This is a genomic window from Variovorax sp. GW821-FHT09D05, assembly GCF_059416325.1.
Window position 1 is genome coordinate 37,481 of record NZ_JBWKOZ010000005.1, and the last position, 13,771, is coordinate 51,251.

The 13,771-nt window shown below is 65.9% G+C and carries 14 protein-coding genes; 4 read left to right on the forward strand and 10 right to left on the reverse strand.

Translation table 11 applies throughout. The features are described from left to right. Nucleotides 1-84 precede the first annotated feature (84 nt). From AC07O3_RS14455 to AC07O3_RS14485, 7 genes are all read right to left on the reverse strand, one after another. Nucleotides 85-4,143: a pilus assembly protein gene (locus AC07O3_RS14455; protein WP_495339659.1), complete on the reverse strand. Its 4,059-nt coding sequence runs from the start codon at nt 4,141-4,143 to the stop codon at nt 85-87. Beyond that, nucleotides 4,140-4,763: a pilus assembly PilX family protein gene (locus AC07O3_RS14460; RefSeq protein ID WP_093179254.1), complete on the reverse strand. Its 624-nt coding sequence runs from the start codon at nt 4,761-4,763 to the stop codon at nt 4,140-4,142. The genes AC07O3_RS14455 and AC07O3_RS14460 overlap by 4 nt, the downstream gene beginning before the upstream one ends. Continuing rightward, the gene (locus AC07O3_RS14465; protein WP_495339660.1) at nt 4,757-5,941 is read right to left on the reverse strand and encodes a PilW family protein; all 1,185 of its coding nucleotides are present in this window, start codon (nt 5,939-5,941) and stop codon (nt 4,757-4,759) included. Before AC07O3_RS14465 ends, AC07O3_RS14460 begins: the two co-directional genes overlap by 7 nt. Before the next feature lie 8 nt (nt 5,942-5,949). Beyond that, a complete protein-coding gene (gene pilV, locus AC07O3_RS14470) occupies nt 5,950-6,408 on the reverse strand; it encodes a type IV pilus modification protein PilV (protein ID WP_495339661.1) in 459 nt (152 codons plus the stop codon). A 2-nt stretch (nt 6,409-6,410) separates the two neighbouring features. Continuing rightward, entirely contained in the window at nt 6,411-7,085 is a 675-nt protein-coding gene (locus AC07O3_RS14475) for a GspH/FimT family pseudopilin (RefSeq protein WP_495339662.1), read from the reverse strand. Beyond that, a complete protein-coding gene (locus AC07O3_RS14480) occupies nt 7,031-7,501 on the reverse strand; it encodes a type IV pilin protein (protein ID WP_093057377.1) in 471 nt (156 codons plus the stop codon). Before AC07O3_RS14480 ends, AC07O3_RS14475 begins: the two co-directional genes overlap by 55 nt. A gap of 179 nt (nt 7,502-7,680) precedes the next feature. After that, complete coding sequence (locus tag AC07O3_RS14485) at nt 7,681-7,911, reverse strand: hypothetical protein (RefSeq protein ID WP_495339663.1); 231 nt, start codon at nt 7,909-7,911, stop codon at nt 7,681-7,683. A 147-nt stretch (nt 7,912-8,058) separates the two neighbouring features. Between AC07O3_RS14485 and AC07O3_RS14490 the strand changes: the two genes are divergently transcribed. Both AC07O3_RS14490 and AC07O3_RS14495 read left to right on the forward strand, forming a co-directional pair. Further along, nucleotides 8,059-8,568, forward strand: coding sequence for an SEL1-like repeat protein (locus tag AC07O3_RS14490; RefSeq protein ID WP_258355237.1), 510 nt, complete (start codon nt 8,059-8,061; stop codon nt 8,566-8,568). 125 nt (nt 8,569-8,693) lie between these two features. After that, nucleotides 8,694-8,921 carry a hypothetical protein gene (locus AC07O3_RS14495; protein ID WP_495339664.1) on the forward strand — a complete coding sequence of 76 codons (228 nt, stop codon included), beginning with the start codon at nt 8,694-8,696 and terminating at the stop codon, nt 8,919-8,921. A gap of 54 nt (nt 8,922-8,975) precedes the next feature. Here the strand turns inward: AC07O3_RS14495 and AC07O3_RS14500 are convergent, their stop codons facing one another. Together AC07O3_RS14500 and AC07O3_RS14505 are read right to left on the reverse strand one after the other, a co-directional pair. Then, on the reverse strand, nt 8,976-9,464 hold the full coding sequence (locus AC07O3_RS14500; protein ID WP_093057381.1) for a pilin: 489 nt from the start codon (nt 9,462-9,464) through the stop codon (nt 8,976-8,978). 225 nt (nt 9,465-9,689) lie between these two features. Next, the gene (locus tag AC07O3_RS14505; protein ID WP_495339665.1) at nt 9,690-11,870 is read right to left on the reverse strand and encodes an ATP-binding protein; all 2,181 of its coding nucleotides are present in this window, start codon (nt 11,868-11,870) and stop codon (nt 9,690-9,692) included. A gap of 223 nt (nt 11,871-12,093) precedes the next feature. Here AC07O3_RS14505 and AC07O3_RS14510 point away from each other — a divergent pair, with 223 nt between their 5' ends. Together AC07O3_RS14510 and AC07O3_RS14515 are read left to right on the forward strand one after the other, a co-directional pair. Then, nucleotides 12,094-12,900: a response regulator gene (locus AC07O3_RS14510; protein ID WP_093057383.1), complete on the forward strand. Its 807-nt coding sequence runs from the start codon at nt 12,094-12,096 to the stop codon at nt 12,898-12,900. Between the two features lie 20 nt (nt 12,901-12,920). After that, complete coding sequence (locus AC07O3_RS14515; RefSeq protein ID WP_426390166.1) at nt 12,921-13,220, forward strand: hypothetical protein; 300 nt, start codon at nt 12,921-12,923, stop codon at nt 13,218-13,220. Here AC07O3_RS14515 and AC07O3_RS14520 read toward each other — a convergent pair. After that, complete coding sequence (locus AC07O3_RS14520; RefSeq protein WP_495339666.1) at nt 13,165-13,761, reverse strand: response regulator; 597 nt, start codon at nt 13,759-13,761, stop codon at nt 13,165-13,167. The genes AC07O3_RS14515 and AC07O3_RS14520 overlap by 56 nt on opposite strands. Between the last annotated feature and the right edge of the window lie 10 nt (nt 13,762-13,771).

Below are 13,771 nucleotides of genomic sequence, written 5' to 3' on the forward strand. Positions count from 1 at the left end.
ACATCTTGAGGGGAGCGCCTTGTGTGCAGCCGGCGTTGTCTTCCAACGCCGACTGTCAGGTAGGCAATGCCCTTGTGCCCTTCCTCACTGCCCATCGGTCAGCCGCCGCCACGAGATGCGGCGTGTGCTGCTTGAAGAGGAAACCGGAATGGTGGTCGTCGTCACGGTACCGGTGGAGTCCTTGGTGGTGGCGACGGTCTTGCCGCTGCTGGTCACTGCGAGCGCAGCCGAACTCGACAAGCCCGAGCTCGACAGCAGCACACCTGTATTGCTGGCGCCCGACACCGCCAGACCGGTGGCGTAGTTGACGTAGTTGATGTAGCTGGAGCCGCCGGTGCTGCAGGCGCCCGAGGTGCTGGGCGTGTTGGAGACGTAGACCAGCGTGCCGGAAGAAAGCACCGGGTCCTCGTCGACGCGTTCGCCCGACTCGGGCATGTCCACGAACCAGCCGTACATGGTGCTGAAATTGGTGGTGTAGCTCACTGAACTGGCAGCCGTGCGCACCCCGGAGGTGTCGGTGAGCGTCAGCTTGACGAAGCAGTTGGTCACCGTTCCCGTGCTGCACGCATTGCTGCGCGGGTTGCTGTAGATGGCGCTGGTGGTGGAGCTGCCGCTCAGCGAATCCTTGATGGCGTACATGGACTGCACCTGTGTCGTCGTGATGTCGGTCACGCCCAGGTAGGAGCCGGTGCCGACGAAGACCACGTGCTGGCTGCTTACCAGCCCCAGTTCCGGCGCGGTGGTGATGGGCTGGCGGTTGCCCGAGCTGTCCGACAGCGTGGCCAGAAGCTGCACCGTGGCGCTGCCGCTGCTGGAGGCCAGGGCGCTGATGTCGAAGCGCCAGAGATTGCCGAACAGGTCGCCGCCGTAAAGCTGTGTGGTCGTGTTGTCTGTGGAGCTGTTGGTCCAGCCGCTGATCTTCGCCAGGCCGCTGGGGCAAGGCGCGACGGAACAGCCGGTCACCGTGCCACCGCTGGAGGTGGTGCCCATGCCGTTGTCTACCTTCTTGATCAGCGCGCCGGTCATGGCGTTTCTCACCCACAGGTGGCCTTCGCCGTCGCCGTCGGAGACGTTGTTGTAGCCGGAGCTGAGGATGACTGCCCAGGTCCCGTCCGACAGCTTGGTGATCACCGGGGCGCCATAGGTGTAGCCCAGGTCCACGTCGTACAGATTGGGCGTGAGCGTGCTGCTTGAACTGAATTCCCACAGTACCGTCGGGGAGGCCGGGTCTGTCACGTCCAGTGCGAAGTACGCGCGGCCGCCATCGCCCAGGCCGCCCACGATGATGGTGTGCCAGGCACTGTTGTAGTAGACGTCGGCCTGCGTGATCTGGCCGTCCACGAAGTAGACGTGGTTGGACGCATAGTTCTTGTCTGCCAGCTTGTACAGGTTGGGCAGCAGAACCGAGGGGATGTACGCCCAGGTCTCGGCGCCCGTGTCGGCGTTGAAGGCATGCAGCATGCCGTCGTTGGAACCCACATAGACCATGCCCTGGCGCGAGGCGTAGGTTGACTTGAAAGTGGCATAACCCGAGTCGCTGTAGCTGCGCGAAGGGGCCTTGATGTACACCGGCGTGGAGTTGACGACGTCGCCCAGGACGTGGGTGCGCGAACGGTAGTACTTGGTGTTGGTGGAGCCTTCGTTGCTGCGGTCGCCACGCAGGTAGTTCACCAGGTTCACCGCGCCCGCGCCGGTGGTGGTGCCGGCGGTGGTGCTGTTCACCTGGGATGCCGTCGCCAGACAGGCGCTGCCCGAACTGCACAGCTGGGAGAGCGAGCTGATCGACGCGATCTTGAAGTAGCCCTGCATCGTCGTCGTGAGCGCATCCCAGGAAAAACTGAGCTTCGTCGCGGTGCTGGGGTCGTAGGTGAAGATGGTGCGCGAGGCATAGCCGACGTTGTCCAGCAGTGCCGTGGTGGTGAGGCTGCCCGAAGTGCTCGAGCAGTCGGAGCCCGCGCCCGACTCGGCCCAGTCGGCGGTGGTGGAGGTGACTCCGGTGCTGGAATCGACCGCGTAGCGCGCCAATTCACCAAACCACTTGCCGGAACAATAGGTGGTCGAGAAGGTGTAGCCGGCCGTGGTGGAGGTCAGCACGGGCGCGCTTTGCGCAACGGCTGCGGAGCTGCTGGTCGTGGCGTCCACGGTATTGAGGAAGTTGGTCAGGCCGGTCTTGATATCGGCCGCGTTGGACGCGCTGTAGTAGCTGCCCCGGCCGTTGACGGCGGCATGCCACAGGTCGTCGATGGCGGTTTGCGTGTCGCTGACCGGCGTGGGCCAGTTGCAACTGCCGGAGCTCTGCCAGCCGCACACTCCGGAAGTCTGCGTCGTGCTGCTGGTGGTGGTTCCGTTGGCGACGTCGTAGTAGTCGCCGCTCGTGGCATTTGCATAGTCCGCATCGAACAGCATGTAGCCCGAGGCACCCAGGCCGATGGTGGATGTCACCATGTTCTGGCGCTTGTTGGAATAGCTGTTGCTGGAGACATCCGTGCCGCTCGAATTCGTCGTGTTGCTCAGGGAGGATGAGCGCAGGTCGGTGACGTAGTAGTACTCCGCCACGTCGGCCAGCGTGTTGGACACTTTGTTGCCATCGAGATAGGGGCGGGACTCGCTGCTGTCCTGGTCGCCGATTGCGGTGGAGCCGTCGGCCTTGTAGGGTGTCGCGGTCTCGTTCCAGTAACCGTCGGTCGACAGCAGCGTGTAGTTGCGCTGGCAGGCGTACTGCATCGGATCGGTGGTTGTGACTCCATTGATGGAGGAAACCTTGGCGGCGAAGTAGCGCCCGGCATTCGACAATGCAGTGCGAAGCGGCGTGGTGCTGCTGGCCTGGGCGGCCACGAGCTTGCCGTACCACAGCGACTTCTGCCCGCCGCTGGTGGTGGTGTTGTCGGCGATGTTCAGGAAATCCGTCGAACTGCTGACTTTGTTGATGGTCATGTAGCCCAGCCGGTAGCTGGAGGTCAGCCCGCTGAAGGCGAGCGTCGTGGCGCTCTTCATCGTTTGCATGCGGGTGTGGTAGTAAGCCCACCAGTTGGCGAAGTTGGTCATCTCCTCCGCATAGGTGCAGGTGGTGCTGTTGGTGGTGCAGTCGGTGCGCGTCGTGGAGCGGGCGCTTGTGCCGGGGTAGGCATAGGTCGATGTGCTGCTGCTGATGGTGGTCTGCACCCAACTGCCCGGCGTGCCGCCGCTGAAGGCGGTGACGGTGGCCGTCATGCTGCCGGATTGCGTGACCACGGGCGAATAGCCATAGGCATCGGTGCCCTTGGGCGAGGTGATGGTCACGGTGCTGCCGCTGCGGCTGGCGCTGTAGCCGGCAATGCCGCAGTTGCCGGTCTTGCTGCTGGTGCAGTTGTTGATGGCCGTGACGATGTTGGTGGCCACCGTGGTGGACGACGTGCTGGCCGTGGTCGTGGCCGAGAGAATCTGCACGCCGTTGACAGTGATGCCGCTGATGCTCGTGCTGCTCGATCCGCTGATGACGATCGTTGCGGTGGAGCTTATGCCCGGATACCGCGGGTACTTGTAGGTGGCCGGCGCGGAGGTGCTGTCGATGTATGCGGCCTGGCAGGTGCTCAGTGCGGACGTGGTGCACCAGCGCAGGTAGGCCGGGTAGGCATAGGCAGTGGTGGCCGCACTCTGCTTGTTGCAAGTGCGCAGGTTGGCCGAGGAGCAGTACTCGCCCGGAATGAAGGTGTAGTACGTGGCGGGGGTGGTTGTTCCCGTGAGGTCGGTCGTGCCCGTGGAGATGATGCCGAAGCCGTCGGTCGGCACCTTGGCCCATGCCGACGTGTTGGCCGAAGTCATGCTGGTGTAGCTGGTGCCGGCGTAGTTGACAGGCGGCGAATAGGTGACCGACGGGTCGTAGTAGATGCCGTTGAAGCGGCTGTTGCGGTAGAGGTACGGATAGCTGCTGGCGCTGTAGTCGTCTGCCCAGTCCGGCAGGTAGGCGGAGGCCATGCTGCCGGAGTTGTCCAGGATGAACATGATGTTGGGCTTGACCAGCGTGGCCGAGGACGTTTCCAGCGGGGCCGTGGCCAGGTCGGTGAGAGCACCGAAGGCGGGTGCTCCGAGGATCAGCGCCAGGGCGCCCATGCAGGCACGCCAGCGGCCGGCGATCGACCTGCGGCCGGGAAGGAACATATTCATAGGGCGACCATGGCTTGCGTGAAGGAGACGGTATTGCGCGGCCCGCTCACCTTGACGGTGATGCGGTAATAGACCTGGGTGCTGGACGTTTGGGTGCTGCCGGACTTCTTGCTTCCACCGGTGTTCACGGTCAGGGGTGAACTGCCACAACCGTTGGTGGATGACGCATCGCCTGTGCTGGCGCACATGCGCTGGATCAGGTAGGCAGCGGTATTGCCCGAGCTGTCCTGGCTCAGCTGGATGGCGGTGTAACCCGCACTGGCCAATTGGGTCCACAGCTGCGACCAGGACTGCGTGCTGCCGGGGTCGGTGCGCGTGGCGGCGTAGCCATGGCTCGCCTGGTCGCAGGCCAGCACGGAGGTTCCTGTCGAACAGGTGCTGGCGGTGCTGGAGCTGGTCTGTCCGCTGTTGTTCTCCAGCCAGGTCACCGCCGTCTCCACCGCCTGGTCGGCAGAGGTGGCAGCCGCCTGTTCGAAGGCCAGGTTGCCGGCGATGCTCGCCGAGCTGGAGACGGTGCGCATGAGGCCGATTGCGGCCATGCTCATGATCGCCAGCGCAATCAGGACGATGATCATGACGAAGCCACTCTGCCTGCGTTGCCTGCGCTGCGGGCTCAGCATGCGACGTCTCCGCTCTGGTAGGTGACCTGGTTGCCGTTCCAGATGATGTCGCGCAGCGGCACCGTGGTCTCGATGGTCTTGTAGCGGTAGTGCTTCCAATCCGAGTTGGTGCTGAGGTCGATCGCCAGGGCGGTGGGCGTCACGGTGGTCAGCGTGCTGGTGGTGCTGGTGTTGGCGCTGCTGCCGGACCAGGTGGGTGCGGTGGTGGTGACCGAGTCCTTGTCGTATTGCTGGCTGCGCGCGACCACCGCGAGCCGCAGGCCAACCACCCGCAGCCAGCCACAGTAGCTGGACAGGCCCGAGGTATCGCTCGTGCTGCCGGGGGTGGTCTGGTCGTAGCTGTCGACCACGCCGTCCATCTTCGGTGTGCTCAGGTCGCTGGTGTCGCGGCCGTACTGGGCCCGCAGGCTGGCGACGTGACTGGCCACCGGGACCCAGACGCTGCTGTTGAGCGTGGTGGTGTAGCTGGTGTCGCCGCAGTTGTAGGCCGCGTAGTCGCACACAGTGAGGTTGCCGTTGCGGATCGCATAGGCATGGATGACAGGGGCAGCCCCCAGGTTGTAGACGGCGGCCTCCGCTGACGCCAGGCCCGCGGTGCCGCTGGACACAGTCAGCACATAGCTCGCAATGGCAGTCACCTTGCCCAGAGTCATGGCGCATGAAGAGGTGCTGTCGCGCGTGGTCGAGGCGGCCATCACCCAGTCACCCGTGGCGAAGGACGACGGGGTGGTCACGGTGTAGCTGGTGGCGGTGCTGGTGCCCGCGAGGGCGTCCCCCTCGGTGGGGCTGGCTGAACTGCCGCTGACGACCAGCAGCGTGTCGGTGCCGGTGTCACCCGCGGGCACGAGCGAAGTGCCGGGATTGACCGTGACCGGGGCGAGCGACGACAGCGTGACGCTCTTGCTGTCGGAGGTCGTGGTGTACGTGAGACTGCAGCCCAGCAGTGTGTAGGCACTGATGCCCAGGCCGGCCTGGCTCAGTTCACGCGTCAGGATATGGGTGGCCGTGGCGGCGTTGATTTCAGCGTCGCCGCTGGTACTGGTCAGCCGCTGCTGTGTGCTCGTGGAGTACAGCAACTGCACAACGATCAGCACCGCCAGCATGCCGACCAGCAAGCCGACCATGAGTTCGATGATGCTGAAGCCGTGCTGGCTGCGAATGGGGCGTGGGGCGGGCATGAAGGTTCTCACGGCTTCATCTGGGCCATGGCCACGTACTGGTGGGCGCTGCTGTCGCCTGGGCCTTTCCAGTAGATGGTGATGGTGGCCAGACTGCTGCTGACGGCCGAGCTGCCGCCGCCGGCTACCGTGCTGAAAGTGACGGTCGGCGGCAGGCTGCTGATGCCCGGCAGGTTCGATTTGTCGACGGTGGCCTTCCAGCTTGTGTAGCCCGTGCCGGCGGCCGTGCTCCCGTAGTTGGCCTGGAGGGTGGCCGCCGTGCGGTCGCTCATCCACATGCGGCTGATCAGGTCGCTGGCGAGCATGGCGGCGGTCGTACGGAATTCGGCACCGGTAGCGGTGCGCGCTGCGCTGGCGTAGAGGCCGGTGATGCCCAGCAGGCCGATCGCGAAGATGAGCAGCGCGGCCATCACCTCGATGAGGGTGAAGCCGTCCGTGGCGGATGAAGGTTTTTGGCGGCGCGGCATGGTCAGCAGGTCATGGGGTCGGTGCTCCCGCTGCGCGCGGGGTCGCAGATGCGGGCATCACCGCCCGGCGAGACGATCACGTTCAGGCAGCGCACCGAGCCGCCGGAGGCGACGCAGGTGCTGCTGGCGCTGGTCAGCTGCACCGTCAGCGTGGCGACCGACGTGGTCGGGTTGCTCGTGGCCGACTGGCGGCCCAATGCATCGAAGCCCACGGTGCTGCGCGTTGCGGTGAGCACCAGATCCGAACTCTTGCTGGATTCGATCGGGCTCTTGCTGATCAGGTAGGGCGTGCTGGTGGCACTCGGGGCATTGCCGCAGGCGCCGGCCGGTGTCTGGGAGATGCCGGCGTTCACCACCCAGATCGCCACGCTGGTACTCAACGCGCAACTGGCGTCCAGTGAGCTGACGAACTGCAATCGCGTGCCAGTGTTGCGGCGGATGGCTTCCGCCCTGGCCGTCTGCAGATCGGAGCGCAGCGACTCGGCCGTGCTGCGCAGGCGGTTGTTGCGTGTCCAGTCACTGAACCCGGGTGCGGCCAGCAAAGTCAGGATCGCCAAGAGCGTGATAGCCACCATCAACTCGATCAAGCTGAACCCCGCCGTCGAAGGCTGCCGCATGCGCATCAGCAACTCCCGCCCCTGGTTGTGATCCAGCAACTCGACGAGGTTGCGGTCCATCCGGACACGCCGGTGATGGTGGTAGTCCGCGTGCCGTCCTGGTCGATGGTGTAGACGAAGCCGGCCATGGTGGACGTGCCGGTGGCAGTGATGGTGTAGCTGGTGGACGAACTGGGCGAGCAGGTGAGCGTGAAGTACTTCAGGTTGGTATTCGAGATGCTCACGCCGCATGCACTGGTGGACCCGGTGGCGTAGTAGCTCTTGGCATCCTGGAACCACTGCTCCATCTTTGCGTTGCTGGCAGAGAGATTGGAGGTCGCCTCCGGGATGCGGCCGCGCCGGACGTAGTCCGTGTAGGAGGGCAGGGCGAGGGACGCCAGGATCGCCACGATCGCCACGGTGACCATCACCTCGATCAAGGTGAAGCCGGGTGCTCGCGCACGGAGCTCTGGAGGCTTCTTCTGCAGCCGCGTCATGGTGGTTCTTCTCCTCGTGTACCGGAAGCAATCAGAAACTTCCTGGACGCCGAGTCGAACATGCAATTTGGGAGAAAGCTGGCTGATGCGTTGGGGTTTGTGTGCGCGTGGGTGCAGTGAATCCGACGTTTCTCCGACTTTGTTGCCCAGCATCACTGCTGTATCGGATCGACCGATGTTCAGGAGAAGTGATCGATGAAAAAGAAGATGTTGCTGTCCCTTGGGATGGCGTGTCTGGTGGGATGTTCGGCCGCGGCTTGGGCTGCGTCGACGACCACGGAAAGCAGCAGTGCAAGCACCGGCAGCACTGGCGGCAATTCAGCTGTTGATGCTGCGTTGAAGGCCTGCGCGGCCAGCGTGGCCAAGGATTCGAACGGCGGCCCCGACGAGACCGCGATGACCGCGTGCATGACCAAGGCGGGCTTCACCAAGCCCGCGCAGGACGGCGGCAGGCCACCAGCACCCCCTGGCAGTGCACCCCGGAAATGACGGTACGGCAGCGGTTGCCTCGCAGCAGCCGACGACGGAAGGCGACTGAGAGCGAGACGTTGCCGCATGTGCACGACGGCCTCGCACCCGAGGGCGGCCCGGAGCTGAGGTCGGACGCCATCAGCCTCGAGGCCGCCATCGCGATGACCGGCATCAGCAAGCGCACGCTGTGGCGTCGCGTGTCCGACGGCACCATCGCCAAGCACAAGGAAGACGCGCGGGGACGGGCGATGCTCGCCTTTGCGCAGATCGCCGGTCTGATCAAGCTCGAGCTGTCCGATGAAGATCTGCACATGATCGTGAAGGCCGACAGCGGCGATGCGAACGCGCAAGCCGATGTCGGCGAGATGTTCTTCGTCGCGGGCCGCTTCGATGCGGCCGTCTACTGGCTCGATCTGGCGGCCGCGCAAGGTAATGCCGACGCCATGCAGTGGCTCGGCAACTGCCATGCATCGGGCCTGGGCGTGCCGAAGGACGACAGCCTCGCCATCATGTGGATTGCCAAGGCGGCGTCGTTGGGGCATCCGGTGGCTTGCCAGCAGATTCAGGGCATGAGGGCGGGATGCGGCGAACCGTAGGCATGCGGTTGTCTGCATGGATTGTTTGCCCTGCACTCGTGCTCACAGCACTGGCAGCTTGCGGAGGCTCACGTAGGCCTGGTGATGAGCCGGCCGATTTCGGTGCGGATGTCGCGGTGCGCAGCATGATCGTCGCGCAGCAGAAATGCAATGCGGCGGGAGTGCCGGATCTCTACGAGTGTGCTGAAGCGCCGCCTTCGTCAACAGGTGAGCGACTGGCGGCTCGCGCGGCGCTCGATATGTATCGGCTCTTTCAGCGAGGCTGTCTCGATACCACGGGTGCGGGGCAGTGCGAGGCGCTGGTGGAGGCCGCATACCGCAAGGCCAGCGCGCAACAGATCTCGTCGCCCTGACGCAGACGCAAAAAAGCCGCCAGAAGGCGGCTTGCGTTAAGCGATGCGGCTGAATCAGGTGCCGTTAGGGCAGCCCGCCGGTGCGTACTTCGAGTCAGCCGTAGTCTTGCAGCTCCAGCTGCCTTCGGCGGTACGAGTCCAGGTGATCGTGAAGGGGGTCGTTTTCAGGATTGCAGCCGCTTGGCCGGCGAAGCTGCCTGCAATGGTGCCGGTGGTAGTCAGAGCGACAGTATTTGTGGTGGATGTGCCGAGTGACGTGCCAGCCGTCGAAACCAGGGGCGAGGTCAAGCTCAAGATGCCGGAGCTGGTGGCGCCAAGGTCGCAGGCAGCCACAGCAGTCATTCCATTGTTCAGGCAATCTTCATACGCCGTCTTCAGGGCGCCGGTTTCCCCCATGGCGCGGGCTACTTGTGATTTCGCGACGTAGGTCTGGTACTGCGGAATCGCAATAGCAGCCAGAATGCCGATGATCGCCACGACGATCATCAACTCGATGAGGGTGAAACCCTTTTGCACGTTGCGTGCGAAGGAACGATGGTTCATTGTGAAACTCCTGCTGTTGAGAAAAGTGCGCCCGGAAAAACTCACCGGGACGAGCTTCTTTCTGCAGTCCGCATGCCACCCGTCCTGCGGTGGTTCATGCGTGTTTCGACAGGTGTTTCAGGAGGTAAAGGCGCGGACCCGTTCGTGCCGCTTCGTTATGACGCGCGGCGGCGCGTGCCATGGCATCTGAAGGGTGGTGTCATCGCGCGTATGCGCCGGCGTTGCTCAGTGCGCCGCAGACGCCAGCCGTTGCGCCTCGAGCGCCAGCGGCACGCGAACCTGCGCAACAAGCCCGTGTGAGCCTGACTTCAGCACCACGTCACCGCCATGCGCGCGCGCGATGGAGCGGCATACCGCCAGACCAAGGCCGCTGCCCGCAGCACGCGAGGACCGCGCCTGCGCGGTGCGATAGAACGGCTTGAACACCTGCTCGATTTCGTTTGCGGGCAGCCCCGGCCCACGATCGCCGATCTCGACCACGGCGTCGTGCCCATCGGTGAACAGCCGCACGCGTGCCAGGTGCCCGTACTTGACGGCGTTCTCGATCAGGTTGTCGAGCACGCGGCGCATGCCGATGGGGTCAACCTCCACCTGCGCGCTCTCGACGCGTCGCAGCTGCACGTTCTTGCCGACGAAGATGGCCTGCTCGACCACGTCCTCGACAAGGCTCGCGAGGTCCATGCGCTCTCGCGCGCTCACCACCGAGGCATCGCGGATGAAGCTGAGCACGGAGCCGATCATCAGCTCCATCTCCTGGACGTCTTCGAGCATGCCGGCGCGCACGTCGTCGGGCACGTCCTCGATGCGAAAGCGCAGCCGCGTGAGGGGCGTGCGCAGGTCGTGGCTGATGGCGCCGATCATCACCGTGCGGTCGTCGACGAAGCTGCGCAGCCGCGCCTGCATGCGGTTGAAGGCCTGTGCTGCGCGGCCGATCTCGGCGGGGCCCTCCAGTGCCAGCACCGGGGCTGCCGGGTCGCGGCCCAGCTGGTCGGCCGCGCGTGCGAAGCCGGCAATCGGCCGCACCAATCGGCGCGAGAACAGCCAGCCCGCAGGGGCGACGATTGCCGCGGCGATCAGGAACCACAGCAGCACGCGGCGCTGCCATGCGTTCGGAAAAGACTCGGGCACCGGCTGCACGACCACCCAGCTGCCTTCGGGCGTGTAGACCGCGGCGATGAAGTCGCCTTCGACGAACGGCGCGGGAGCGAGCCCGAAGAGGCCGCGCGCGGCGGGGCGTTCGTTGTCGGTGGTCGCAATGGGCGTCGTGATCGTCGTGTCGGTGTCTCTGGACGCACGGGGCGGTTCGGCGGGGGTGACGACGCGTGGCGGTGCAGCCGCAGTCGCCGGTGGCGTGCTGGCCGAGGATGGGCGCGTAGCGGGCTCGGCGCGCGGCGACTGCGCGATAGGGGGCGCAACTGGTGCTTCAGCCCTGGCAGGGGCTTCGCGGCGCGGGGGGCTTTCGATGACCGGCGGCAAGGCTCGCATGGAGGGGCCCGACTGAATGGAAGGGGCTCCGGGCTGGCCTTGGGCGGGACCCGATGGCGGCGCCGTGGACGAGAGGCCCGGTGGAGGGGCGGCACCGGGCGCGCCCGGCGCGGTCGCCGTGTTCGGTGCTGCCGGCCCGGGCGATGGTTGTGTGCCGACGGGGCCTGCGCCGCTGCCAGGGGGCGCCGCTACCGTGCTGCCTGGAGGGTTTCCGGCCGCGGGCGTGGGGGCGGATGTACCGACTGGTGCATCCGGTGCAGTGGCCGGCGCGTTGCCCGGCGCGGAATTCGTTGTCGTGCCGCCAGGCGGCGGTGGAGTGCCTGTGGTGTTTCCTCTCGGGCCCCTGTCAGTGCCGAAGCCGCCGCCCGGGGGGCCCATCCCACCCGGAAACGCCATGCCTCCAGGTCCACCGGGACCTCCCGGTCCGCCACCGCCACCCCCCGGCCCACCCCTCGCCTGGACCCGCAGAAAGCCGGCTCCGGCGAAGGTATCGGCGATGCGGCGCGGCACCGGCTGCGCTGCGTCATGCCCGTTCTCCGTCGCCGCGACAGGCCCTGTGGTGCCCGCGAACGGCAGCGGCGTGAAGAAGTACAGCCGTACCTCTGCCTCGTCGCGCGTCAGCAGCTGCGCCAGGTCGCGCCGCGAGCGTTCGGAGGTCAGCCAGCCTTGTCCCTTGGGTTGGGGCGCGTTCGCCTGCAGCGTGCGCTGCAGCAGGTTCGCGTTGCGGCCTTCGGCGCTCCGGCCAGACAGCACGCGCGCGATGTCGCCCATCTCCCATTGGCGCTGTGGTTGCGGCGGGAGCAGCACGGTCAGCGCCAGTGTCACGACTTGCGCCACCACCAGCCCGCCCAGCAGCAGGCCCATGATTTGCCACGCGAGCGGCGGGCCCGACCAGCGGCGCGCGGTACCTTGGGAGTTCATGGGTTGATGCTGGCACGGACGGGAAGCGATGTCACGCCAGCATGGCTCGATCTTTGCGTTCCCATCTTTTTTCTCCCAGCTGTCAGCGCGCATGCGCGAGGCGGGGGGCATGCGCAAACGTTCGAGCGCACGAGTCTGTGAAGCGGATGTTGCAGCCGGATTTCAGCGCATTGCAAATTATTTCAAGGCTCGCGGGGCTTCGGGCGGAGGCCGCGCCCGGCCTATGATCCGCTACCCGATCCGCCGTAACGTGAACCTGTCTACCCGAATCCTCATCGTCGACGACGACGCCGGCATCCGCAGCCTGGTGGCGTCCTTCCTGGAGAAGCATGGCTTCCATGTCGACGCGGCCGGCCATCCCGCGGAGATGCGCGAGCGGCTCGCGCAGGCCGACTACGCGCTGATCGTGCTCGACGTGATGATGCCCGGCGAAGACGGCCTGAGCGCGCTGCGCGAGCTGCAGCGCATCGGCGGGCCGCCCGTGATCATGCTGTCGGCCGTGGGCACGGACATCGACCGCATCGTGGGCCTGGAGATCGGCGCGGAAGACTACCTGGCCAAGCCTTGCAATCCGCGCGAACTGCTGGCGCGCATCCGCACCGTGCTGCGCCGCACTGCGCATGCGGCCGCTGTCGGATTGCCGGCGCAACAATCCGTGCCGCCGCCTTCTGGCACGCCTGCGGCGCAAGAAGCGCAGCAGCCGGAGGTGCTGTACTTCGCAGGCTGGCGCATGGATCTCGAAACCCGGCTGCTGCATGACCCGCAAGACCGCCCGGTGGACCTCTCCGACGGCGAGTTCCGCCTGCTGCGCGCGCTGGTGCAGCACCCGCGGCGGGTGCTGACGCGCGACCAGCTGGTGCAGTACGCGCTCGGCGCCGAGAGCGATTCGTACGACCGCGCCATCGACGTGCAGATCAGCCGCCTGCGACGCAAGCTGGCCTCCGGCGAGACGCGCGCCGACCTGATCCGCACCGTGCGCAACGAGGGCTACATGTTCGTGCCCGCCGTAACGCGCACGCGCGAAGCCTGAACCGCGATCACCGTAACACGGTGAAATTCGCAGGCAATGCGAAGACCTCAATCTCGGGGCTTCGCATTCATCACCTCTACCGACTCATGACTTCGTTCGACTGGCTGTGGGACTGGCGCACCCTGATCGCGCTGGCCGTGTGCGACGTCGCGTTGCTGGCGATGTTCCTGGCCTGGGATGCCCGGCGGCTGGCGTTCCTCCTTGCCCGGCGTTGCATCGTCGAGCACGAGCTGCCGCGCGAGAGGAAGCGCCTTCGTGTCGGTGTCAGCCTGGAAGACCGGGGCGTGTTCCCTCGGGAATCGCCGGAGTCAGGGATCTGAGCTCGAGCTTGCGGAAGGTACTTTCCGCACGGAAGTCGACGGCGTGGGTCGACGGCTCCGCCAGCGTCTCGGCGAACATGGCCACCACGTGGCGCGCCACGCGCGGGTCCAGCACTGCGCCGCCGTTCGCCAGGGCGCGCAACGCGTAGGCGATCTCGGCGTCTTCCGCCTCGCTCAGCAGGTAGCCCGTCGCCCCGGAGGCGAATGCGGACAGGGCCAGATCCCGGTCGTCCGTGTCCGACAGGGCAATGATCCGGGCGCGTGGCTGCATCGCACGCACGTCGGCGATCAGCGATGCACCGTCGCCGATCGGATAGAGCTGCATGTCGACGAACACCAGGTCGAAGGACAGCGTGTCCAGCATCGCATCGGCCTCTTCGCGCGTGGGCACAAGCACCACGCACCGTCCCGGCGCGAGGACCCCCAGGACGCTATTCAGGCGGCTCGCCACGGCGGGATCGCTTTCCACTACAAGCGCACTGAAGAAAGGCTGTGGCCGGAACACCCGCGAGGCGCCACCGGGCAGCTTGGTATCGAACACGGATGTGCTT